The organism is Clostridium sp. Marseille-QA1073 (genome assembly GCF_054863625.1).
Genome location: NZ_JBSVQM010000016.1, coordinates 1 through 22088 on the forward strand (window position 1 = coordinate 1; position 22088 = coordinate 22088).

Annotated in this window: 20 protein-coding genes; 15 read left to right on the forward strand and 5 right to left on the reverse strand. The window is 28.2% G+C overall.

The features are described from left to right. Positions 1-187: 187 nt before the first annotated feature. The 3 genes from ACY1IQ_RS14040 to ACY1IQ_RS14050 all read left to right on the forward strand — a co-directional run bounded on the left by ACY1IQ_RS14040 (position 188) and on the right by ACY1IQ_RS14050 (position 4332). Positions 188-595 carry a MarR family winged helix-turn-helix transcriptional regulator gene (locus ACY1IQ_RS14040; protein ID WP_461614532.1) on the forward strand — a complete coding sequence of 136 codons (408 nt, stop codon included), beginning with the start codon at positions 188-190 and terminating at the stop codon, positions 593-595. Positions 596-718: 123 nt separating this feature from the next. Then, entirely contained in the window at positions 719-2443 is a 1725-nt protein-coding gene (locus ACY1IQ_RS14045) for an ABC transporter ATP-binding protein (RefSeq protein ID WP_461614533.1), read from the forward strand. Then, positions 2440-4332: an ABC transporter ATP-binding protein gene (locus ACY1IQ_RS14050; protein ID WP_461614534.1), complete on the forward strand. Its 1893-nt coding sequence runs from the start codon at positions 2440-2442 to the stop codon at positions 4330-4332. Before ACY1IQ_RS14045 ends, ACY1IQ_RS14050 begins: the two co-directional genes overlap by 4 nt. A gap of 116 nt (positions 4333-4448) precedes the next feature. On the opposite strand, the gene ACY1IQ_RS14055 is transcribed toward ACY1IQ_RS14050, so the two are convergent. Beyond that, the gene (locus ACY1IQ_RS14055) at positions 4449-5156 is read right to left on the reverse strand and encodes a hypothetical protein (RefSeq protein WP_461614535.1); all 708 of its coding nucleotides are present in this window, start codon (positions 5154-5156) and stop codon (positions 4449-4451) included. Between the two features lie 325 nt (positions 5157-5481). Between ACY1IQ_RS14055 and ACY1IQ_RS14060 the strand changes: the two genes are divergently transcribed. Beyond that, positions 5482-6405 carry a helix-turn-helix transcriptional regulator gene (locus ACY1IQ_RS14060; RefSeq protein ID WP_461614536.1) on the forward strand — a complete coding sequence of 308 codons (924 nt, stop codon included), beginning with the start codon at positions 5482-5484 and terminating at the stop codon, positions 6403-6405. Positions 6406-6744: 339 nt separating this feature from the next. On the opposite strand, the gene ACY1IQ_RS14065 is transcribed toward ACY1IQ_RS14060, so the two are convergent. From ACY1IQ_RS14065 to ACY1IQ_RS14075, 3 genes are all read right to left on the reverse strand, one after another. Then, positions 6745-7314, reverse strand: coding sequence for a flavin reductase family protein (locus ACY1IQ_RS14065; protein ID WP_461614537.1), 570 nt, complete (start codon positions 7312-7314; stop codon positions 6745-6747). Positions 7315-7461: 147 nt separating this feature from the next. Then, positions 7462-8313 (reverse strand): GNAT family N-acetyltransferase, encoded by an 852-nt coding sequence (locus ACY1IQ_RS14070; RefSeq protein ID WP_461614538.1) that lies wholly within the window; start codon positions 8311-8313, stop codon positions 7462-7464. 166 nt (positions 8314-8479) lie between these two features. Next, on the reverse strand, positions 8480-9067 hold the full coding sequence (locus tag ACY1IQ_RS14075) for a lipoprotein BA_5634 family protein (RefSeq protein ID WP_461614539.1): 588 nt from the start codon (positions 9065-9067) through the stop codon (positions 8480-8482). Between the two features lie 521 nt (positions 9068-9588). On the opposite strand from ACY1IQ_RS14075, the gene ACY1IQ_RS14080 reads away from it, so the two are divergent. From ACY1IQ_RS14080 to ACY1IQ_RS14115, 8 genes are all read left to right on the forward strand, one after another. Then, the gene (locus tag ACY1IQ_RS14080) at positions 9589-11964 is read left to right on the forward strand and encodes a cation-translocating P-type ATPase (protein WP_461614540.1); all 2376 of its coding nucleotides are present in this window, start codon (positions 9589-9591) and stop codon (positions 11962-11964) included. Between the two features lie 169 nt (positions 11965-12133). Continuing rightward, positions 12134-13546 (forward strand): alpha/beta hydrolase family protein, encoded by a 1413-nt coding sequence (locus ACY1IQ_RS14085; protein ID WP_461614541.1) that lies wholly within the window; start codon positions 12134-12136, stop codon positions 13544-13546. 186 nt (positions 13547-13732) lie between these two features. Next, positions 13733-14038, forward strand: a complete 306-nt coding sequence (locus ACY1IQ_RS14090; RefSeq protein ID WP_461614542.1) for a hypothetical protein — start codon at positions 13733-13735, stop codon at positions 14036-14038. 167 nt (positions 14039-14205) lie between these two features. Further along, the gene (locus tag ACY1IQ_RS14095) at positions 14206-14622 is read left to right on the forward strand and encodes a HutP family protein (RefSeq protein ID WP_461614543.1); all 417 of its coding nucleotides are present in this window, start codon (positions 14206-14208) and stop codon (positions 14620-14622) included. Positions 14623-14900: 278 nt separating this feature from the next. Beyond that, positions 14901-15902, forward strand: a complete 1002-nt coding sequence (locus ACY1IQ_RS14100) for an ABC transporter substrate-binding protein (RefSeq protein ID WP_461614544.1) — start codon at positions 14901-14903, stop codon at positions 15900-15902. Continuing rightward, positions 15903-16787, forward strand: a complete 885-nt coding sequence (locus ACY1IQ_RS14105; protein WP_461614545.1) for an ABC transporter permease — start codon at positions 15903-15905, stop codon at positions 16785-16787. It abuts the gene before it with no gap. Beyond that, positions 16771-17565, forward strand: coding sequence for an ABC transporter ATP-binding protein (locus ACY1IQ_RS14110; protein WP_461614546.1), 795 nt, complete (start codon positions 16771-16773; stop codon positions 17563-17565). Before ACY1IQ_RS14105 ends, ACY1IQ_RS14110 begins: the two co-directional genes overlap by 17 nt. A 399-nt stretch (positions 17566-17964) precedes the next feature. Then, on the forward strand, positions 17965-18822 hold the full coding sequence (locus ACY1IQ_RS14115) for a DegV family protein (RefSeq protein ID WP_461614547.1): 858 nt from the start codon (positions 17965-17967) through the stop codon (positions 18820-18822). Positions 18823-18882: 60 nt separating this feature from the next. On the opposite strand, the gene ACY1IQ_RS14120 is transcribed toward ACY1IQ_RS14115, so the two are convergent. Then, on the reverse strand, positions 18883-19218 hold the full coding sequence (locus tag ACY1IQ_RS14120) for a carboxymuconolactone decarboxylase family protein (protein WP_461614548.1): 336 nt from the start codon (positions 19216-19218) through the stop codon (positions 18883-18885). Positions 19219-19673: 455 nt separating this feature from the next. Between ACY1IQ_RS14120 and ACY1IQ_RS14125 the strand changes: the two genes are divergently transcribed. The 3 genes from ACY1IQ_RS14125 (at position 19674) to ACY1IQ_RS14135 (ending at position 22087) form a co-directional block, all read left to right on the forward strand. After that, entirely contained in the window at positions 19674-20174 is a 501-nt protein-coding gene (locus tag ACY1IQ_RS14125; RefSeq protein ID WP_461614549.1) for a transglycosylase SLT domain-containing protein, read from the forward strand. A gap of 224 nt (positions 20175-20398) precedes the next feature. Continuing rightward, on the forward strand, positions 20399-21097 hold the full coding sequence (locus ACY1IQ_RS14130) for a response regulator (RefSeq protein ID WP_461614550.1): 699 nt from the start codon (positions 20399-20401) through the stop codon (positions 21095-21097). A 3-nt stretch (positions 21098-21100) separates the two neighbouring features. After that, complete coding sequence (locus tag ACY1IQ_RS14135; RefSeq protein ID WP_461614551.1) at positions 21101-22087, forward strand: sensor histidine kinase; 987 nt, start codon at positions 21101-21103, stop codon at positions 22085-22087. Position 22088 lies beyond the last annotated feature (1 nt).

The window sequence follows — 22088 nt, forward strand, 5'->3', positions numbered from 1 at the left end:
GGCAATAAGTCATCTGAAATAAAATTGCTAAATAAGAAAATTAAAATTTTTTATATAAATTTGTACAAAATTATTGACTAGAAAATAACTTAATGATAATATTAAAAAATACTTAGCCAGCTAAATAGTTAGGAGGAAATAAATGAATTTTCATGAATCTGATTCACTATATCATGTTTTTTACCAAGTGATAAGATTGCATTACTACCGTACTCATACGCAACTTGATAAAATAGGTCTTTATCCTGGGCAGCCACCTATGTTGCATGTTCTATATATAAAAGATGGGCAAAGCCAAAAAGAACTAGCTAGTAAGCTTGAAATAAAGCCTGCTACAATTACGGTAATGTTAAATAGAATGGAAAAGTCAAAGCTTGTAGAGAGGCACCAAGATCCTGAAGACCAACGGATATCAAGAGTATATCTCACTGAGTATGGTAGAGAAGTTTGCCAAGAGATGAATAAAATTGTAAAAAATATAGAATCGGAATGTTTTAGTAATTTTACAATGGAAGAGCAAGTTTTACTTCGTAGGTTATTGATGCAAATGCGTGATAATCTTTTAAAGGTATGTGACAAAAAGGTAGATATGTAATATTAAACTAAATAGAATTTTATTTCAGATGCCTAAAGTCAATAAGTTTTTTATTAAAGATATTTATTAACTTAATTTTACATGAAAAGTTTAATAGCTTTAACTGACTGGAGATGATTATTAATGATTAAGTTGTTTAAGTTTTTAAAACCATATGCAGCTTCTGTAGCTGCAATTTTAATACTTGTATTTTTTCAATCCCTTTCTGAACTATATTTACCAACTTTAATGTCAAATATAGTTGATACTGGGATAGTGAATGGAGATACAAACTATATTTTGAAAATTGGTGGATTTATGCTTCTTGTAGCGGCAGGAGGTACTATTTGTACAATTTTAGCTAGCTTTTTATCCTCAAAAGTTGCAACAGGATTTAGTAAAGATCTTCGTAAAAATGTTTTTTCAAGAGTTGAAAGTTATTCATTACAAGAATTCGATAAAATAGGAGCATCTTCTCTTATTACAAGAACTACAAATGATATTACACAAATTCAACAAGTATTAGTAATGATGCTTCGTATGATGATTAGTGCTCCAATGATGTGTATTGGTGGTATTATAATGGCAGTATCGAAAGATGCAAAGTTATCACTAATTATTATTGTTGTAATGCCTATACTTGCTATGGCTATAGGTATTATTGGGAAAAAAGGTATGCCATTATTTAAGATGATGCAATTAAAGATTGATAAATTAAACCTTGTATTACGTGAAAATCTTACAGGAATTAGAGTAATACGTGCATTTAATAGGATTGATCATGAAAAAAAGCGTTTTGATAAAGCAAATTTAGATCTTACTAATACAGCTATAAAGGTTAATAAAATAATGGCTGCATTAATGCCAATAATGATGGTAGTACTTAACTTTACAACAATTGCAGTTGTTTGGTTTGGAGGTATTCGTATTGACAATGGAAGTATGCAGGTTGGAGATCTAATGGCATTTATTCAATATGTAATGCAAATAATGTTCTCATTAATTATGGTTTCTATGATGTTTATATTAATTCCTCGTGCATCAGCTTCAGCGGTGAGAATTAATGAAGTGCTTGATACTGTTTCAGAAATAAATGACGGAAATAATACTAAAAGTTCTAATAAAAAAGGCTATATTGAGTTTAAAGATGTTACTTTTAATTATCCTGGTGCAGAGAAGCCAGCTTTAAGTAATATTTCTTTTAGTGCAAAGCCTGGTGAAACCACTGCAATTATAGGGGGAACTGGTTCTGGTAAATCTACACTTATAAGCCTTATACCACGTTTCTATGATGTTAGTAGTGGAAGTATTTTAGTTAATGGTATAGATATTAGAGAAATGACTCAAGAAGATCTTAGACTGAAGGTAGGTTTTGTACCTCAAAAGGCAGTCTTATTTAGTGGTACAATAGCTGATAATATAAGATATGGTAAGGATGATGCTTCTGATAAAGAAGTTAAGCATGCAGCAGAAATTGCTCAGGCTTCAGATTTTATTTTTAATATGAAAGATGGATTTGAATCAGTTATATCTCAAGGTGGAACTAATGTTTCAGGAGGGCAAAAACAACGTCTTTCAATAGCTCGTGCATTGGTGAGAAGACCAGAGATATATGTTTTTGATGATAGTTTTTCTGCTTTAGATTTTAAGACAGATGCAAAATTACGTGCAGCACTTAAAAACGAAACAGGGAAATCAACAGTGATTATAGTTGCACAAAGAGTAAGTACAGTTATGGATGCAGATAGAATTATAGTTTTAGATGATGGACAAATTGCAGGAATAGGAAATCATAAAGAACTTTTAAATAATTGTGATGTATATCGTGAAATTGTATCTTCACAGCTGTCAGAGGAGGAATTAGCATGAGCGAAAAAGGTATAGAGCGTAAACCAAACAATGGAGCAAAAGTAGGTCATGGTGGACCTCGTATGGGAATGGCTGTAGAAAAAGCAAAGGATTTTAAAGGGACACTAAAAAGATTAATAGGATATTTAGCACCTCATAAACTTCAAATTTGTGCAGTATTTTTAATGGCTATTCTAAGTACGGTTTTTAGTATTGTAACACCTAAAATAATGGGAAAAGCTACGACAACTCTATTTGAAGGTCTTATGGCTAAGTTTATGGCTATAAAGATGAATCAACCTGTGCCTAGTGTTGATTTTGATTATATAGGACGTATAATTCTTATTTTAATAGCATTTTATATAATTAGTGCAGCTTTTAACTATGTTCAGCAGTTAATTATGGCTGGTGTCGCACAGAAGACAGTTTATAATATGCGTAATGATATTAATAATAAACTTTCACATCTACCACTTAAATTTTTTGATTCTCATACCCATGGGGAAATATTGAGCCGTGTTACCAACGACGTTGATAATATTAGTAGTACACTACAACAGAGTATTACACAACTTATAACATCTATGCTTACACTTATAGGTATTATTGTTATGATGCTTACTATAAGTCCAGTATTGACACTTATTTGCATTATAACTTTGCCATTATATATATTTGTAACAAAAGTTGTGGCATCAAAATCACAAAAGCATTTTGCTCAGCAGCAAAAGTCACTTGGTGAGTTAAATGGTCATGTTGAGGAGATGTATACTGGTCATAAAATTATTAAGGCATTTGGACATGAAGAAAAGTCAATAAATGAATTTAATGAAATTAATGAAAAATTATATGATGCAGGTTGGAAAGCTCAATTTATTTCTGGTATTATCATGCCATTAATGACTTTCATTAGTAATCTAGGATATGTACTTATATGTGTTGTAGGTGGTATTTTTGTTACTAAGGAAAGAATTAAAATTGGTGATATACAAGCTTTTATTCAATATTCAAAACAATTTACTCAACCAATAGTTCAAACAGCAAATATAGCAAATATTCTTCAATCAACTGTTGCATCTGCTGAACGTGTTTTTGAACTTCTTGATGAAATTGAAGAAATTAAAGATAGTGAATACAACAATGTTATAGAATCTCCTAAAGGTGAAGTTAAATTTGAACACGTTAAGTTTGGATATAAAGAGGATGCTACTCTTATTGAAGACATGAATATTGATGTTAAGCAAGGTCAAACTATTGCTATTGTAGGTCCAACTGGTGCAGGAAAAACTACACTTGTTAACCTATTAATGCGTTTTTATGAGATAAACGATGGTAAAATTACCATAGATGGTGTTAATATTCAAGATTTAAATCGTGGAGATTTACGCAGCATGTTTGGAATGGTACTTCAAGATACATGGCTATATAATGGTACTATAAGAGAAAACATAGGCTATGGACGTAGTGGAGCTACTGATGAAGAGATTATTAAGGCGGCAAAGGCAGCTCATGCTGACCACTTTATTCGAACTCTTCCAGATGGATATGATACAATACTAAATGAAGAGGCTTCTAATATTTCTCAAGGACAAAAACAATTACTTACAATTGCTCGTGCCATACTTGCTGACCCTGCAATACTAATTTTAGATGAGGCAACAAGTAGTGTAGATACAAGAACAGAGTCTTATATACAAAAAGCAATGACAGAACTTATGAAGGGAAGAACAAGCTTTGTTATAGCACATAGATTATCAACGATCCGTGATGCAGACTTAATACTTGTTATGAACAATGGTAGTGTAATTGAAAAAGGTAATCATAATGAACTTTTATTAGAAGGTGGATTCTATGCAGATCTTTATAATAGCCAATTTACCAGTGGAAATTTAGAAGAACAAGCTATGTAAATAAAATATAAATTTAATATATATGAAACTTAATAAAAAAAGCTGTGAACAAAGATAAAATGTTCATAGCTTTTTTATAAAATTTTTAAACATATATATTTCGATATTATTTATAATTAAAATTTAGCTATCATTATAAGACATTCTATTTTTCCTCTTACTGTACCAAGACTTACTCCAATACAACTATTATTATTTGTTGCCATTTGAGATTCCAAATAGTAATCATTACTATTTTTTAAAATGCTATCTATTTCAAGTTCGCGGGCATTATTAAACATTACATCAATGCAATTTCTAGCATAAGTAGACATTTGAGAAATTAGTTCTTTATTATTAATATAATCAAGCATATTTTTAAATAAAGCTTCTGAATTAGTTTCATCCAGAGAATTTAATAATTGAAAATAATTTCCTAATGTTAGTGATCTATTTAAATTACCTTCTGTAAAGTCATAATCAAAAATAATACTTATATTACAAAATATATCTGATGGATCTACGCTTTTATATACCATTAAAGTATATAATTCTTTATCTTTTTCTTTAAAGATTAGTATACTATCTGGTTCTGAACCTACTACTATTTTTTTTAGCAATTCCTCTTCTTTTTTATTATTAACTTTCTTAAAGAATTGGTCTAATGTTATATCCTTTAGATTTTTATCACTTGTAGCATTAATAACTTTATTCACTTTTATAGATTTTATGTCTTTGGGTTTATTTGCTGTTGGTTTTACAACCGCTGCTTCGACATTAACTCCTAAAGATAAACAAAGAATCATAATTAGAGAAAACGACAATAGAATCTTTTTCATTTTCATTTTTATATCCCCCTCGTAGTGTATATTATAGCTATACTATAACATTGCATTAATACCATTCTCAATGGATGTATAGTATAATTATTGGAAAATAAATAAAATATTTTACATTTAAGTAGTTTTTTATTTTAATTTAAAAATATGTAAAATAATGTTGATGAACATATTTTTTTGGTGATAGGAAGAAAAATAGGTAGATAAACCTCACTTAAATTAACTTAGTAATAGTCATCAAATTTTTGACCTATATGTATCTTTAGAGATTAAACTATAAGAAAGTAAATTTTAAGAAAGGGTAAAAGCGTTAAAAACGTAGAGTGTAAACATGAGGGTAGATAGATTATTATCAATTTTATTAATAATTTCTAATAAGGGTATGGTTACAGGAAAGGAACTTGCAGAACATTTTGAAGTATCCATAAGAACTATATATAGAGATATAGAAAAAATAAGTGAAGCAGGTGTTCCAATAGCTTCTATTGGGGGAAAAAATGGTGGCTTTTATATAATGGAAAATTATAATTTAGATAATCTTTTTTTAAATAAAAAAGAAGTTCAACCATTAATGTCAATAATGAATAATTTAAAGCTTTTGTTTGGTAATAACGAGCAATTTAATAATATTATTTTAAAATTTGAAAATGTATATAAAAAAGAAATATTTGAGTATGATAAATTAAGTATAAATATGTCTCATTTTAGTATGGAGGATGAACTTAAAGAATATTTATTTTTAATTAATAAAGCAATTGAAGAGAGCAGATTATTAGAATTTTATTATATAAATAGAAGGATGGAGTATTATGAAAGAATAGCTGAACCTATTCAAATAAAGTTCGATCAAGGTTCATGGTATTTAATAGCTTTTTGTAGAATAAAAAATTCCCATAGAATGTTTAAATTAGTTAGAATAAGAAATCTTAAACTAGGTAGTAATTTCATAAAAAAAGATATTTCTAAAGAAGAAATAGAAAAAATATTTGATGAGGGATATAGTAATAAAAGTATTAAAGTCAAGTTAAAATTTACTTGTAAAATTGGAGAACAATTGAAAGAATATTTTTCTAAAGACAAAATTAAAATTTTAGAAGATGGAGAGTTCATTGTTGAAGATTTTTTCCCATATGAAGAAGGGCTAATAAAATTTATTTTAGGCTTTGGTAAAGAATGTGAAGTGATAGAGCCTAAATATCTAAAAGAGGAAACTAGAGAATATCTAAAAGAATTATTAGAGAAATATAATGACTGACATATAGGTGTCAGTCATTATATATATATTTATATATTTATTTATTTGATAAATTAAATGTAGTAAATGAAGATGTTATGACTGATGACAATATCATAACTTCAACTGGACAAGCATTTATGGAGTTTGCTTTCGAGATAGCTAAAAAGATGAACATTTATGATAATGAGGATGACATGTTAACTGCATATAGATGGTTGAAAAATATCAAATAAATAAAATTAACAATAATAATTTATTGCAATATTGTTTTAAAAACATTATATAAGAGAGCTATTCAATAGCTCTCTTAAAATCTTTATCAAAGACATGCTTTATAAATATGAGCGCATTTTTAGCTTAAATAAAAGATTTTGAACTATCTATATGTTTTTTATCAATATATTTGTAGGCACGCTCACCATCATCACCAACATAAAGAACTGGATCTAGTTCTTTATAATCTAAATATCCTTCTTCATTTAAAAGCTCTGACGAAACATATCTACCTTTAATCTGAGCTAATATATTAGTAATACCATAATAATAATCCTTTTCTATTACATCTGTTAATGTACACTCAATAGATATTGGACATTCTTCAATCATAGGTGCATTTATAATATCTGATTTTGTTGGGGTTAAGTTTACAAAACCAAATTTTTTGCAATTATGTCCTGAGGAATATCCACAGAAATCTATTTCTTTCATCAAGCTTCTATCTGGTATGTTTATAACAAAATCTTTAACTTTTTTTATTTGGTTTATAGCATATCCCTTAGTGCCAAAACCTAGACAAATCATATCTCTTAAAGTATAGGATGATGAAAGTGTGGTTACATTAGGAACGCCATTTTCATCATAAAAGCTTACGAAAAAAACAGGAAATCCATAATAGAGTTTTTTATAGTTTACTCTTTGCTTTTCCATATCATTATTCTCCTATTAAATAAATTAATATAATATTTTGAGATCATTAGGTAAGTTAGTTTATAGTTAATTATATAGTAATTCATTTAATATTCTGTGATAATTATCACGGTTAAAATAGAATAAGTATATTGCTTATAAATTTAATTATAAAGTTAAATACATTTCATATTGATTAATATTATCTTTTTTAAAGTTCATATGTTTTAAAAATCCTTGTAAAAGGTTGTTATTAGGAAATGCAACAGCAATTTTTGATATAGCCAATTCTTCACAAGCTTTCTTTAAAAGAAATGTGGCAATTCCCTTTCCTCTAAACTCACTTTTAATCCATAAAAAACTAAGTTTTCCATTGGAACTAATGCAAAGAGAGCCAATTAATTCATCACCATAGTATGAGCCGTAATAGAATGTATTGTCACATTTCTTCACATAGTCTATATCATTTTGCCAGTTAATATGAATGTCTTTTGTTTTATCTATGACTTTCTCGAATTCAGATAAATCAATTTTTCTAATATGAACATTTGTAATATCATATTTTTTTAACTTTGATGTATCATCAAGCGAATAGTAGGAAAGGTCATAAATTTTTTCATAACCAAGTTTTTTATAAAAATTAACAGCTATATCATTACCAACTATAACTTCAAGAAATAGTTGTTTACATTGATTTTTTATTCCTTCTTCTTTATGGAGTTCAAAAAGTTTATTACTAATTCCTTTACCTCTATACTCTGGATGAACGCCTAAGGTTCCGCATCTTATTGTTTTTATTCCTTCATATACTTTAATTCCTCCAAGTATAACACCAACAGCCTTGTTTTCATCAAGTGCTACAAATGAATGCTCTAAACAGTTTCCTTCTGGTCCTAAAAATCTAGTTATAAAGTCATCTTTAGACATATTAATTTTTATAATATAGTCAGAAAAACCAATTTGGAAAGCTTCATAGATTGAATTTATATCTACCTCTGAACATCTTTTATAAGTTACCATTTACCATAACCCCCTCTATATTTTTAAGTTTAAATTTTTATTTTTAAAATGAGATTTACAATAAATATGAAAAATAAAGCTATATTTTACATATTTTATTATCATTATAATAAAAAAACATAAAAACATCTATAATTAAATTATAATGTTTTTATGTTTTTAAGTTTTATTCAAATTTCATTAATTGTGCGAGTTCCACATCAAAGTTGATCATTTCATGTTTAGGATCTTTATTGAACTCTAATAATCCTATAGTCTTTTCTTCACGATCAATTGTTTTCCAAATTGAATCGTCAACAATTGCAAACATATCAACATATACACGACCATCACCAATAATAATATTTCCTTCATGTTTAACATTTAATTTTTTATCGTTGATCATTAAGTTTTCAACATTATTTTTTGCAAATAATATACCAGTATCACTTGTAACTGTTGGTAAAGATTTTAATGTTTCTGTATTATCATTTTTATCAACTTTTTTAAATATACCTCGCTTAATAAATGCCTCAGCAGTAGTTTTATTTAGCACCATTAATTTTTTATCATCTATCTCTGCTACTTTAATTTCATAAGATGTTTCTGATTTTAATTCTTCCTTATACTTTTCAATGGTATTTTCAATTTGTTGTTGACTTCCATATAACGCTACACCATTTGCCTTACTTAAAATTTTATCAGTTAGTGAGCAGCCTGTTAATAAAGACATTGAAAGTAATGATATAGATAATAATTTAATAAATCTTTTCATTTTTATTTCTCCTTACTATTAATTAGAATATTATTTAAACATAAAGTTTACCAAAAGATATATTTAACATGATAAACTTTGTTTATGATTTGATTTTAAGACAATGGGTGCATAGCTGCTATTTATTTTCCTTACAATAACATTACATCTATGTAATAAAAGATGTATATTCAAAAACGAATTATTGTTAAGAAATTGGGATAAACTTTATTATTAATTAAAAGTATAATATTTCAAATGAAAATCTAATAAATTAGTTGGTATTTTCTAAGTGTATTCTAATAAAAGATAATTAGAATATATAAAGAAGCAAGATTAGAATTGAGCATTAAGTTATATAAGAGAAATAATAAGTATAATTTATTTAATACTTTGAAATTTTATCTTATGTATATTTTTAATATAGATATGTTAAATAATTATATAGAAAAGCTTGGAATAGACTTGTACTAAATAATTATTCTTTGAAGGTACCATAATTGGTATAAGTAATTCAAATGGAACTAAAAAGAGGTGGCTATATGAGATCAGAGTTTATATATGAGAACAAATCTTATAAAATTTCAAAAAGCAATAATATGAATTATGGACTTACGGATAAAGAAGTAAAGGATAGAGTTAAAAAAGGTAAAGTAAATGTTATTCCTAAAACGCCATCCCGTACAATTGGACAGATAATTAGGGCAAATTTATTTACTAGTTTTAATGCTTTAAATGCAGTTTTAGCCATAATTGTTATTATAGCCGGATCACCTAAGAATGCTCTTTTTGCAGGCGTTATCATAACTAATACAATGATTGGTGTTATTCAAGAAGTTCGTGCTAAGGCTATAATAGAAAATCTTTCTCTTTTAAATATGACTAATGTTAAAGTTATGAGAGATGGAGTAGAAAAAGAAATTTCTATGGAAGATTTAGTTATTGATGATGTTATGGTTTTAAATCCAGGAGCAAAAATAGTAGCTGATGCAGAAATATTACATGGAAGTGAAATTGAAGTAGATGAGTCTTTACTTACTGGAGAATCAGATCCTGTATTAAAAAAGTCTTCTTCAAAAATTTTATCAGGAAGTTTTGTAGTAGCAGGGAATGGCTATGCTAAGGTGACAAGTGTTGGTGCTGATACATATTCAGCCAAACTTGCGGAAGAGGCAAAAAGATATAAGCTTATTAATTCGGAACTTCAAACAGCAGTAAATAAAATATTTAAAGTGATAATTTGGCTTGTAATTCCTATAGGAATATTACTTGTTGCTACACAGCTTCTGTTTGCTGATAGAAGTTGGCAAGATGCAGTTATAGGAGCAGCTTCAGGGATTATAGGTATGGTACCTGAAGGATTTGTACTTTTAACAAGTGCTACTTTTATAGTAGCAGTTATAAGACTTTCTAAATGGGATACCCTTGTGCAGGAGCTTCCAGCTACGGAAGTTTTAGCTAGAGTGGATGTGTTATGTCTTGATAAAACAGGAACTATAACAGAAGGAAAGTTAAGGGTAGTAGATGTAATAGCTTTAGAAAATAATGATATTAATGATATTGAAGAAATTCTTACAGGAATAGCTCATGGATCGCCTAGTATAAATCCAACACAACAGGCTATATTGGAAAAATATAATGATAAACCAGAATTAAAAATAAAAAACAAAATACCATTTTCTTCTGAAAAAAAATGGAGTGGGGTTGAATTTGAAGAAAAAGGAGCATGGGTTCTTGGCGCTCCAGAAATGATTTTAAAGGATGAATATGAAGAACTAAAATCAATGGTTGAAGAAGAAGCTATAAAAGGAAGAAGGGTACTTCTTTTAGCAAAGACCTCAGAGGATGAATTTAAAAATCAGACATTAAATAATGTAGAAAAAACAGCTCTAATTCTTATTGAAGATATTATAAGAGAAGAGGCAACTAAGAGTTTTCAATATTTTGAAAAAGAAGGTGTTGAACTAAAAATAATATCAGGAGATAACCCTGTAACGGTATCTGCTGTTGCAAAGAGAGCAGGTATTAAAAGTGCTGATAAATACGTAGATGCTAGAACTTTACCAGAAGATAGTGAACAATTAGCAGAAATTATTGAGAATAATACTATTTTTGGTAGAGTAACTCCTCATCAAAAGAAAACAATAGTAAAATCTCTTCAATCAAAGGGGCATATTGTAGCTATGACTGGTGATGGGGTAAATGATGTTTTAGCTTTAAAGGAAGCAGATTGTGGTATTGCAATGGCCAATGGTTCTGATGCTACAAAGGCAGTAGCGCAACTTGTCTTATTAAATTCAGATTTTAGTGCTCTTCCTAAAGTTGTAGTAGAAGGCAGAAAGCTTATAAATAACTTAGAGAGAGTATCAGAATTATTTTTATCGAAGACAGTATACTCTATGATACTTTCTCTTGTATTTGGATTGATATTACTACCTTTTCCATTCATGCCGATACAGTTAAGTTTAATAGGATCTATTGCTATAGGTATTCCATCTTTTTTTCTTGCTCTAGCACCTAATGAGGAACGTGTTAGTAGAGGGTTCCTAAAAAGGGTTCTTCAAGTATCAATACTTAATGGTATAGTAATAGGATTGAGTACGCTTGCAATATTTTTATTAGGCTACTTTAATAATCTAACGATAGAACAATGCAGAACATTGTCCATACTGGTATTAGGTGGAATTAGTTTAATTGTTTTATTAAAAGTAGCAAAACCATTAAATGCTTTTAAGGCTTTACTTGTAATGGTAATGGCTATATTGTTCTCAGCAGCATTTGTAATACCTCAAGCAAGAGAGTTATTTATGTTTTATAATTCAGATAAAATATATATTTTTATATCTATTTTGTTAATAATATTATCATTACCATTTACCTATATCATCACTAATATTACTAAAAAAATATTTAAATAGAACAATTAAAATAGCACTAGAAATTGCATTAAAAGTGCACTATTGTGCTATTTTAATTTAACTTATATTAGTAAGTACATACATAATAAATTTAAAGAATTTTTAGATGGTAAAAATAAGGGTTTAATTAAAAGTTTAAAAATGTAATAAAAGAATGGAGAGAAATGTTATGAGGGTTATGGAATTAGTTGTTATTTTATTAAATTTTCTAATCTTAGGTCGGGTTTTGATGTTCGAAAGAGGTGCTACTCGTAATAATGTAATTTTGTTAGGAATTTCTGCTGTGGTTACAGCTCTACAATTAATGATAGAAGGATATAGGTGGCAAATGATTCCTGCATACTTAGTGCTAATCATATTGTTACTACAAATTTTTATATTTCCCCGTAAATATACAGTGTCAGCTTCAAAGGGTACCCGTATATTTAAGGGATTACTTATAGGAATATACTTTATAGTTGCAGTTGGGCTGCCACTTATTATGCCAATGTTTTCATTTGCTAAACCTACAGGACCCTATGAATTAGGAACAAAAACATTTCATTTTATTGATTATAAACGACCTGAAAACTATACAGAAGATTCAAATGATCATCGAGAGTTGATGGTACAGATTTGGTATCCTGCAAAGGATGGAAGCAATGAGCCTTTAGCACCGTATATTAAAAATCCTAGGGAATTAGCTATTGGGTTATCTTATCCTGTATTCGCTTTGGATCATTTAGGACAACTTAAGACCAATTCTCATCAGGGTGCATTGATATCAAAAGAAGAGAAAGCATGGCCATTATTAATATTTTCTCATGGTATGAACCTGTATCGTAACCAAAACACCTTTCAGGTAGAAGAGTTAGCAAGTCATGGTTATATTGTTGCTACTATTGATCACACTTATGATGCAGCAACTACTGTGTTTCCTGATGGACGCGTTGCTCCTGTTAAAACTCAGTTAGAAGATGGATTATCTTTATTAGATGAACACATGCAATTATGGACTGAAGATGCAAAATTTGTTTTAGATAAATTAGAAGAATTAAATAAAGATACTTCAGATAATGGTTTTGGTGGACTTATTGATATGAACCGTATAGGTATGCTTGGTCATTCCTATGGAGGAGCGAATACCATGCATATGCTGCTTGAAGATCATAGAGTTAAGGCTGGCATTAATATGGATGGTGGTCTGTATGGAAAGTCAGTACCAGAAAAGGGCATTGGCAAACCATTCATGATAATGGATGCGCAGGAAAGTGAAGATTATATGAATGCTGCAAAAGAGCAGCCTAGCTTAAACAGTGATCTGTATAACAACCTATGGGGTGAATTAGCCAGACGAAGACAAGTTGCTATGACCGGTGGTGTATACTCTCTTACTATTCCTAATACAGATCATATGAGCTACACTGATCTTAATCAGTTTACATCAGTATTTAAAACGAAAGGTGAAGATTTAAAATATGTTCATCATGTGGTTAATGATGTAAGCCTTTCATTTTTTAATAAATATATTAAAGGTGATGGATCTGTGAAACTAGAGAAGATAGCAGAACGATATCCAGAAATAAAGTTTGTAAAACACTAATTTAAAAAGTAAATATTTTTATGCAATGCATATAAGCACTTTAAAACTAACGAATATATAAAAGGTTTTGATTATTACATCTGCTAGTTTTCTATAGAATCTTAAATAAAATATTTTTTATAACATCAATTAATTATTTATAAATGGGAAATATATAACTAATAAAATACAAAGAGGTGTAAGAAAATGTCTAAAAAAAGTAGCAAGAATAATGAACTTTTAAGCAATTCTAAGGCAAATTCTTCTCCAAAGATATATTATTTATTAGTTAAATTAGTTAATGATAAAAGAGAAGATTTAGCAGAGTTAGTTTTAAAAGTTGATTATTTATTAGAATATGCAAGTAGATGTATAAAACAAAAGGATTTTGCTGAAGCAAAAGAAGTGTTAGACAAAGCTAAAAATAGAATAAATACATTAAAGGATAAAGATGTAGACACGGAGTATTTAGATTATTTATATGAAGGTATAGTAAAAAAAATAAAAATATAATTCTTTATAAAAGTAACTTTAAAAGAATGCCATTAATTATTTCTGTATAAAGTTACTTTTATTTTTATTTGAATTCTAGTAAAAGTAAAGTATTAAGAATTTTATTCAACTACTTGATGAATTAGTTTATAATGTTTTGTATAATAATAAATTTGAGGTGAAATATTATGACTATAGATAGTATAGATGTAGCAAAAATTGCTTTGAAACTTGCCATATCTTCTAGGGAAGAAGAAAAAGCATTGGAAGCTGAGCTAAGACAAAAAGGAATTTTGACAGTAGCAGTAGACGTTGGTGGAAATATTAATAGTTCTATTCCTAAAATAATAGAAAGAGCATTAGTTGCTTCAAAAAGAAATGGAATAATAGAAGATTGTCATGTTCATGATGGTGCGGTAGTAGGTGCAACAAGAGAAGCAATTATGCAAGTTGCAGCAAAGGCAAATGGGCTTAATGTTGGTGGAAAAATTGGAATAGCAAGATACGGAGAACATTTAAGTGTATGTATATTTATGAGCATAGGGTTACTTCATTTAAATGAAGTTGTAATAGGAATAGGACACCGTTCAATTCCTAATATGTAAAAAAAATAATATTGACAACTTTAAGAAATAGACATAGAATATTAACAAGTCAATTTTTTGACTTATGTAGTAGAATAGTAGAATAGTAGTTTTGTAGTTTTAAAGTAGTATTTAGAAGGTTAACTAAAATTAAATATCATTATATGTAGTAGATTTTAATTAGGTAAAATGGTAGTTTTGTAGGAGATATTAAAATGAGTCTATGTTTTTTTGTTATATAACTCTCCTATAGGGGAGTTTTTTATTTTATAATTATAAATATTTTGGAGGATGGTAGTATGGTAGCAAAAAGATTAAAAAGCGTTTTTGCAGTGTTATTAACTGCGGCTATTTTAGGAGGATGTGCAAATTCTAATAAAACACATTCCAATGATAATAAAGAAATTAAAATCGGTATCTCACAATTAATTGAGCATCCAGGATTGGATGCTACAAGAGAGGGATTTATTGATGGTTTAAAATCAAAGGGCTTTGAAGAAGGTAAAAATATAACATTTGATTTTCAAAATGCCCAAGGAGATATTCCTACAACTCAAACTATAGCGCAAAAATTTGTATCTCAAAAAATGGATATGATAATGGCTATAGCAACACCTGCAGCTCAAGCAGCCTACAATACAACAAAAGATATACCAATTTTAGTAACGGCAGTTACAGATCCAGTAGAGGCTGGTCTCGTTAAGTCTATAAAAGAACCTGAAACAAATGTTACGGGTACCTCAGATTATGTTTCAATTGATAAACAGTTTGAACTTCTAAAGAAAATTTTACCGGAAGCTAAAAAAGTAGGTATTTTATATAATACCAGTGAAAAAAATTCAGAAATTCAGGTAAATAATGCTAAAAATGCAGCACCTCAATTCGGATTAGAAATTGTAACAGCAGGAATAACTAATGTTAATGATGTGCCACAAGCATTAAATTCTCTGGTTGGGAAAGTTGATGTTTTATACACTCCTACAGACAATATAGTAGCATCATCAATGCCATTAATTTCTAGTCAATGCTTCAAAAATAATATTCCAATAATAGGTGCAGAAAAAGCACATGTTGAGTCTGGTGCATTAGCAACTAATGGTATTGACTACTATAAACTTGGGTTTCAAACAGGACTTATGGCTGTTGATATAATCAACGGAAAAGATCCTAAAGACATTCCTATAGTGACCTTAGATGAAATGCAGTTAATAATTAATACTGATGCAGCTAAAAAGTTAAATATCACTATTCCTGATGATTTAAATGATAAAGCTGAGAAGGTTACAGGAGGTGTTAATTAGATGGGACTATTGATAAATATATTAGAGCAAGGATTAATATTTTCTATAATGGCTATCGGTGTCTATATAACTTATAGAATACTAGATTTTCCTGACCTTTCAGTAGAAGGAACCTTTCCATTAGGTGCATCCATTGCAGCAGTTTGTCTTATAAATGGTATAAATCCATTTATAGCATGTTTATTAGCTTTCATATCAGGAAGTATAGGAGGAATCATAACAGGATTACTTCATGTGAAACTAAAGATAACTAACCTTCTGTCAGGAATTCTTGTGATGATAGCATTATATTCAATAAATTTAAGGATAATGGGAAAATCCAATATTCCTCTATTTGGGAAAGATACTATTTTCACATCAGTTTCTAATCCTATAATCATAATCGCTATTTTTGCATTAGCTTCAAAGATTATATTAGATTTATTTTTGAAAACTAAGCTAGGCTTTATTCTTAAAGCTACAGGAGATAATGAGCAATTAGTAACTTCTCTAGGAGTTAATAAGGACATGATCAAGATAGTAGGACTTATGATTTCTAATGGACTAGTTGCATTATCTGGAGCTATAATGGCCCAATATCAGGGATTTGCAGATGTGGGTATGGGAACTGGTATTGTAGTAATGGGACTTGCTGCTGTTATAATTGGAGAATCTATACTTAAAAAAGTTAATATAGTAAAAGGAACTACTATGGCTATATTGGGCTCAGTAATATATAAGGCTATAATAGCTATTGCCTTAGAGCTAGGCTTTCAGCCTACGGATTTAAAACTTGTGACCGTAATTATAGTAGTTATAGCATTATCATTAAATAATAGAAATTTTAGTTTTAAAACTAGAAAAAAAGCAGCAACAGGAGGTGAGGTTCTTGTTACAGATAAATAATTTATATAAAGTTTTTAATAGTAATACAGTAAATGAAAAAGTTATATTTGATAAATTTGATCTTAATGTAGAAAAAGAAGAGTTCATAACTATAATAGGAAGTAATGGAGCAGGAAAATCTACTCTTATGAATATAATATCAGGAGCAATAGCACTAGATGATGGTACTATTGTTCTAGATGATAAAGATATATCTACTATGCCTGAATATAAACGTTCAAAAGTTATAGGAAGGGTATTTCAAAATCCATCGTCAGGGGTAGCGCCTAATATGACAATTTTAGAAAATATGTCTATGGCACAAAATAAAGGAAATACATTTAACTTAACTAACGGTATATCTAAAAAAAATATAGCCTTTTTTCAGGAAATATTATGTAAATTAGATTTAGGTCTTGAAAATAAAATAAATATTAAAGTTGGTTTATTATCTGGTGGACAACGACAAGCCCTTTCGTTACTTATGGCTGTAATGAGCAAGCCTCAAATATTGCTTTTAGATGAGCATACAGCGGCATTAGATCCTAAGACATCAGAAAGAATTAATGAGATTACTGATGAAATTATAAAAGAACATAAAATTACAACTTTAATGGTAACTCATAATTTGAATCATGCTATAAGTATGGGAAATAGATTAATAATGATGCATCAAGGGAATATAGTTTTAGATGTATGTAAAGATGAGAAAAAAGAATTAACAGTAAATAAATTACTTTCTCATTTTGACAATCTTCAAAGTGAAGAATCATTAAGTGACAGAGCTTTATTTGGTTAAGATGAAATAAGGAGTAGAAGATATATCTTCTACTCTTTATTTTAATATATAGTATTTTATAGTGAGCATTAAAACTAGTATTTTGTTAATATAGAGTTAAAGATTTTAAATTTGAATAAAATAATATATACGTTGAAAAACTTATTAAATATAGAAATATATAAGGATTTTATAAGTAAGAAGTTCTAATTTATTTGTTTATAGGGTTCCAATCCCTCAAATAAGCATATATACTTAATTACAAAGTAGCTAAAATTTAATTATAAATATAAATTTATAATTAGGCATCTTTATAATGTTTGATTAGTTAATTTTTTAGATGCTTAGCATAGAAACAATTTGAATACTACTTACATGAATTGGAAATAAATAAGTGATTTTATGATTGAGGAGAAAGTTATGGCGGTAAAAATTTTAACTGATAGCACAAGCTATATTGATAAAAATATTAAAGAAGAATTAGATATAAAAACTATATCTTTAAATGTCATATTTGAAAATGATAATTTTAAAGAATCTGATATAAGTAATGGAAATTTTTATAAAAAGATGGAGAAAGAAGGAATACCTACATCTTCTCAGCCTTCCATTGAAGAGTTATATGATGTTATGAAATATATTGTTGAGAATGGTAATAACATTCTGTGTATATTTTTATCTTCAGAAATGAGTGGGACATACTCAACAGCTCATATAGTAAAAAATATGATTTTAGAAGAATATAAAAATGCAAAAATAGAAATATTAGATTCCCGTTCTAATTGTATGCAACTTGGATTTGCGGCTATTTTAGCTGCAAGAGCAGCAAAGGAAGGGAAGGAATTAAAAGAAGTTAAGAAAATTGCTGAAGAAAACCTAAAGAGAAGTAGGTTTTTATTTATACCAGATAATCTTGAATATTTAAAAAAAGGTGGGAGAATTGGAGGAGCAAGTGCCTTAATCGGGAATTTACTTAAAATAATCCCTATTTTGACGGTTGAAGAAGGAAAAACAACAATATATACAAAAGTTAGAACCAAAAAGAAGGCTGTAACAACAATGTTGGAGAAAATGTTAGAAGATACTAATAAATATGGATTAGGGGAAGTAGTTATTCATCATATCAATTGCTTTAATGAGGCAATTGAATTAAGTAATAAGATAAAAGACATCTTTAGCTTAGAGGTTGAAATATGCGACATAGGACCAGTAATAGGAGTTCATGTTGGCCCAGGAGCAATTGGAATAGTTTATTATACAGAACAGGACATTAGATAATTAAGTAGCCGTAGAACTTACTCTACGGCTATATTTATGTAAAATAATAATTTTAATATATTACTTTCTTGTTAATTCATCCATCATTTCAAATGCAAATCTAGCATTGGGATAAGTAATAGATCCACCACCAATTACACCAATTTTTATTGCTTCAATAATCTCTTCTAAAGTTGCCTTCGCTTTAATGCTACCTTCTAAATGGTATAATATACATTCATTACAACGAGTTACTATAGAAATTGCTAAATCCATTAATTCTTTATTTTTCTTACTAATAGCACCATCAGAATAAGCTTTATCATCTAGTTCGCCAAATTCTTTAAAAAAAGAATTGACATCTATTAGTTTTTGATTATAGTAGGTGCGATGTTGTTTTAACTGTTCAGATTTCATTTTATTACCCCCTAAAATAATGAATCATTTACATGCAAAGTATAACATTAATTTCAATATTAAGCACTGTATAACGATATAAGTATTACAACATTGTAATGATAGTGAAATATAAATCAATGGTTTATATCATCATATGATTTTACAATAAGTAATATAAACATTTAGATGTGCGACTTTTAATTTAATATATGTATTCATAGAATTGTATTAATAAATTGTTTAAGTTTACATTAATATGAAATTGAGAATTGACTATTGACAATTGATTTCTTTTCACGTGACAGAGTCATTTTTATCAGAAAATTTATTAAAGAAATTAGTTTGATTAAAACTAATTTCCACCATAATTGTCAATTGTCCATTCTCAATTCTACATTGATTAAAGTTTACCTATATGTAGTTAATACAGTTTAAAAATTAAGGGGTTAAGTGGAGCAGGGAGGTAGACAAATATGAAAAAGTTTGGAGTACTCATAGTAGGGTTAGTAACATTAATAATAGGAATGATAGTATTTGCTAGAACTATGATTTATCCATTAAATAATAAGGACATAATTGAAAAGTACGGAAAGAAATACAACGTAGACCCAATATTAATTGCAGCAGTGATTCATTTTGAAACTAATTTTGAGCCAGTTGAATATGTAGAAGGAAAACCTTCAGGATTAATGAAGATTACAGATGAAGCTGGTATAAAAATTGCAAAGGAAATGGGAGAGAATTTATATAAAAGGGAACAAGTTGCTAAGAATGATACAAATATTAAGCTTGGAACATGGTATATATCTCAAAGTTATACAGACAAAAATTATGATGAAATGATGGCTAATTGGATTATAAGAAACGGTAAAGAAGACAAAGAGATGATTGATTATGCAAGAAAATATTATGGTGAAAGAATAGAGCAAAGAGTAAAGATGTATAAATTTTTATATCCAGAGTTAAGAAAGTAATATGTAAGCAATAAAGTAATTTCCTTCTTAGTTGTGTATTATTTTAAGTTGTGAATTGAAATATTTAAGGGTGTAGTTATATTAAGCTATACATTAATTTTTAAGTTATTTTATGTATATTAGTTTTCAGATATTATTATAAAATAGTTATTAATAACTAATCTTAAAAGTAGAAAAGTTTTATACTATAATTAAAATAAATCATAAAGAAAGGAATAATATTAATGAATTATAAAGTAATGATTGTTGAGGATGATAGCAATATTGCAAGGTTACTTGCTGAATATATAGAAAGATATGGTTATGAAGTAGTTGTAATAGAAGAGTTTGATGATATATTGGAAGTGTTTAAAAAGGAAAATCCTAGTTTAGTGCTTTTAGATGTAAATTTGCCTAAATTTGATGGATATTATTGGTGTACTAAAATAAGACAAATATCATTATGTCCCATAATATTTATATCTGCAAGAGATAGTGAAATGAATCAAGTTATGGCAATAGAAAGTGGTGCTGACGATTATATAACTAAGCCTTTTTATTATGAAGTAGTTCTTGCTAAGATAAAGAGCAATTTAAGAAGGGTTTATGGAGAGTATTCATCTCCAACTAATGAGAGGGTTGTAGAGCTTGAAGGATTAATCTTATATCCTGAGAGGTCTGAACTTCATTTCAACGATAAAAGTATAGTTTTAAGCAAAAAAGAAACAGAGCTTTTAGATACATTAATAAGGAAATATCCCAAAGTTGCAACTAGAGAAACACTTTTAGAAAAGTTATGGGATGATGAGAGCTTTGTTGATGATAATACTCTCAATGTAAATATAACTAGAGCTAGAAAAAGGCTTTTAGAGATAGGAATAGAAGATGGAATAGAAACATTAAGAGGTTCAGGATATAAAATAAATGTTACTTGGAGGAAATAATTAATGAGACTATTTTTGAGAGAGCATATGGGACTAATAATACTTTATTTAATGAACTTTATTGCTCTTTTAACTATATATTTTATTTTTGATGGGTTAAATAGTGTACCAAATTTAATGTATTTCATCTTTTTAAGTTCCTTTCTTTTAATATGTTATTTAATTCATAGATATTATAAAAACAAGTTGGTTTATAAAAATTTAGATAATAAATATAATAGATTTGAGGAAGTGTTGGGGGAATTTGGAGATTCTTCTTTAGGTAGAAGTATGAATAAACTTTGTGAAGAGCTTTATGGTTTTTATCAACAAGAGGTTCATATTCAACTAAAAAAACAAGAAGAACATCTTTCTTTTATAAATCAATGGGTACATCATATGAAAACGCCATTATCTGTAATAAAACTTTATATACAAGAAAATGATGGAGAAGAAATAGTTGAGAATATAAAAGGGGAAGTTGATAAACTTGAAAGAGGATTAAAACTTGCCCTTTATAATGCTAGATTAGATAATTTTGAGCATGATTTTAATATTAGTAATTTTTCTCTTAAAGAAGCTATTAATGAAGAAGTTATATTTCTTAAGAGATTATTTATAAAAAATGGTGTGTTTCCAAGGGTTAATGTAGAAGACAATCTTATTATTAATAGTGATAGAAAGTGGATATTATTTATAATGGAACAGCTTATAACTAATTCAATAAAATACTCTAAAAATAAAGGTAAATATATAGATATTAGAGGATTTAAAGATGAGAATAATATTATAGTTGAAGTAGAAGATAAAGGTATAGGTATAGCTAAAAAAGATATTAGACGGGTTTTTGAAGCTTTTTATACCGGTGAGATTGGAAGAAAATATGGAGAATCAACAGGGATGGGACTCTATTTAGTAAAAGAAGTTTGTGATAAGCTTGGTCATCAAATATATATTGAATCTAAAGAAAGTATAGGTACAAAAATTAAGCTTGTAATTAAAAATGTTTAGA

Excerpts from the sequence above, each read along its gene's own strand:
- ACY1IQ_RS14050 (WP_461614534.1), top strand. The coding sequence starts at position 2,440 with ATGAGCGAAAAAGGTATAGAGCGTAAACCAAACAATGGAGCAAAAGTA.
- ACY1IQ_RS14080 (WP_461614540.1), top strand. The coding sequence starts at position 9,589 with ATGAGATCAGAGTTTATATATGAGAACAAATCTTATAAAATTTCAAAA.
- ACY1IQ_RS14115 (WP_461614547.1), top strand. The coding sequence starts at position 17,965 with ATGGCGGTAAAAATTTTAACTGATAGCACAAGCTATATTGATAAAAAT.
- ACY1IQ_RS14070 (WP_461614538.1), bottom strand. The coding sequence starts at position 8,313 with ATGGTAACTTATAAAAGATGTTCAGAGGTAGATATAAATTCAATCTAT.
- ACY1IQ_RS14125 (WP_461614549.1), top strand. The coding sequence starts at position 19,674 with ATGAAAAAGTTTGGAGTACTCATAGTAGGGTTAGTAACATTAATAATA.
- ACY1IQ_RS14100 (WP_461614544.1), top strand. The coding sequence starts at position 14,901 with ATGGTAGCAAAAAGATTAAAAAGCGTTTTTGCAGTGTTATTAACTGCG.
- ACY1IQ_RS14045 (WP_461614533.1), top strand. The coding sequence starts at position 719 with ATGATTAAGTTGTTTAAGTTTTTAAAACCATATGCAGCTTCTGTAGCT.
- ACY1IQ_RS14055 (WP_461614535.1), bottom strand. The coding sequence starts at position 5,156 with ATGAAAATGAAAAAGATTCTATTGTCGTTTTCTCTAATTATGATTCTT.
- ACY1IQ_RS14060 (WP_461614536.1), top strand. The coding sequence starts at position 5,482 with ATGAGGGTAGATAGATTATTATCAATTTTATTAATAATTTCTAATAAG.
- ACY1IQ_RS14065 (WP_461614537.1), bottom strand. The coding sequence starts at position 7,314 with ATGGAAAAGCAAAGAGTAAACTATAAAAAACTCTATTATGGATTTCCT.
- ACY1IQ_RS14135 (WP_461614551.1), top strand. The coding sequence starts at position 21,101 with ATGAGACTATTTTTGAGAGAGCATATGGGACTAATAATACTTTATTTA.
- ACY1IQ_RS14085 (WP_461614541.1), top strand. The coding sequence starts at position 12,134 with ATGAGGGTTATGGAATTAGTTGTTATTTTATTAAATTTTCTAATCTTA.
- ACY1IQ_RS14105 (WP_461614545.1), top strand. The coding sequence starts at position 15,903 with ATGGGACTATTGATAAATATATTAGAGCAAGGATTAATATTTTCTATA.
- ACY1IQ_RS14130 (WP_461614550.1), top strand. The coding sequence starts at position 20,399 with ATGAATTATAAAGTAATGATTGTTGAGGATGATAGCAATATTGCAAGG.
- ACY1IQ_RS14120 (WP_461614548.1), bottom strand. The coding sequence starts at position 19,218 with ATGAAATCTGAACAGTTAAAACAACATCGCACCTACTATAATCAAAAA.
- ACY1IQ_RS14075 (WP_461614539.1), bottom strand. The coding sequence starts at position 9,067 with ATGAAAAGATTTATTAAATTATTATCTATATCATTACTTTCAATGTCT.
- ACY1IQ_RS14095 (WP_461614543.1), top strand. The coding sequence starts at position 14,206 with ATGACTATAGATAGTATAGATGTAGCAAAAATTGCTTTGAAACTTGCC.
- ACY1IQ_RS14090 (WP_461614542.1), top strand. The coding sequence starts at position 13,733 with ATGTCTAAAAAAAGTAGCAAGAATAATGAACTTTTAAGCAATTCTAAG.